At 38.6% G+C, this 1,108-nt stretch carries 1 protein-coding gene and 1 pseudogene; both read left to right on the forward strand.

What is annotated here, in order from left to right:
• A pseudogene (locus BCG07_RS00120) lies at positions 1 to 414 on the forward strand (ABC transporter ATP-binding protein); the annotation flags it as partial.
• On the forward strand, positions 398 to 820 hold the full coding sequence (locus BCG07_RS00125) for a TIGR02444 family protein (RefSeq protein ID WP_276754277.1): 423 nt from the start codon (positions 398 to 400) through the stop codon (positions 818 to 820). The pseudogene BCG07_RS00120 and the gene BCG07_RS00125, both read left to right, overlap by 17 nt.
• Positions 821 to 1,108 lie beyond the last annotated feature (288 nt).

The following is a 1,108-nucleotide window of genomic DNA, read 5'->3' on the forward strand; positions in this document are numbered from 1 at the left end:
GAAGTAACCCAATTTGGCTACGAACTTGACGATTATTACCAATGGCTTCTTAATGCTAATAAAGCGGCTACTAAATCGGAGCAGGCCGATGAGCCAAAAGCAAACTCAGGGGTTAATAGAAAAGAGCAAAAGCGCTTAGAGGCTGAATTTAGAAAAGCCATTCAACCGCTTAAAAAGCAAATTGAGAAACTTGAAAAGCAGCTCGACAAACACGCCGCAGAGCTCAGCGAAGTGGAAATTGCACTTGGCGATAACGAACTCTATAACGATGACAACAAAGCCCGGTTAAAAGAGTTAATTGCTAAGCAAGCCACGCTTACGCCTAAACTTAACGATATTGAAGAAGAGTTACTTATGGCGCTTGAAGAAATGGAAGAAAAAGAACAGGCCTTTGCCGATGAACTTGCTCAATAAAGACGACTTTTGGCAGTTTGCGTGCACCTTGTACGCAAAACCTGGGCAACAAAATACCTTGCTGGCATTACAGAACCAACAGGGTATAAATGTAAATTTATGCTTATTACTTTATTATTTAGATTCGTTAAATTTGAGCATTAATACTGCGCAACTAAGCCACTTACAAAAAGTGGTTAGTGAGTTTGATACTCTCGCATTAAAACCTCTGCGCGCCACACGCAGCTATTTAAAAGCTAACCAGAATACAATAAGTGATTACGCCACAATACGCGCAGAGTTACTAAGCACTGAGCTGAAACTTGAAAAACAACAGCAACATATGTTGATTGAAGCAGTAAATGAGTTTGAATTAGTTAAACATACAGAGCCAAACAATATTGAGCTATATGTGAAAGCCACCTAAGCTATGAGTTTTTATACCCTATTTCACTGCTCATTTTCTTCTCTTTGTGCAAAAGGTCTTTAAGTGATTTTTTCACAAAGAGGTCTAGAGGCGCTTTGCTTTTAGAGAAAAATAGCCCCTGCTTAAGATTTCACTATCTAATACCTTTAACCTGACCCTTTATCTCTTCAAATTCCGCTCAAAATATGATCCAAATCAACTTCTAGTTTGCTGCTAGGTAACTATAGGAAATAGCTTGATCTGGATCATATATGTCAATACAACCCCGGACTATGATTAACCCATAAA

This window comes from Pseudoalteromonas sp. ESRF-bin5 (genome assembly GCF_002632075.1).
In the GTDB taxonomy this organism is placed as follows: Bacteria; Pseudomonadota; Gammaproteobacteria; order Enterobacterales; family Alteromonadaceae; genus Pseudoalteromonas; species Pseudoalteromonas marina.

What these genes read in the sequence shown, in the direction of transcription:
- BCG07_RS00125 (WP_276754277.1), top strand. Translation starts at nt 398, where the DNA reads ATGAACTTGCTCAATAAAGACGACTTTTGGCAGTTTGCGTGCACCTTG.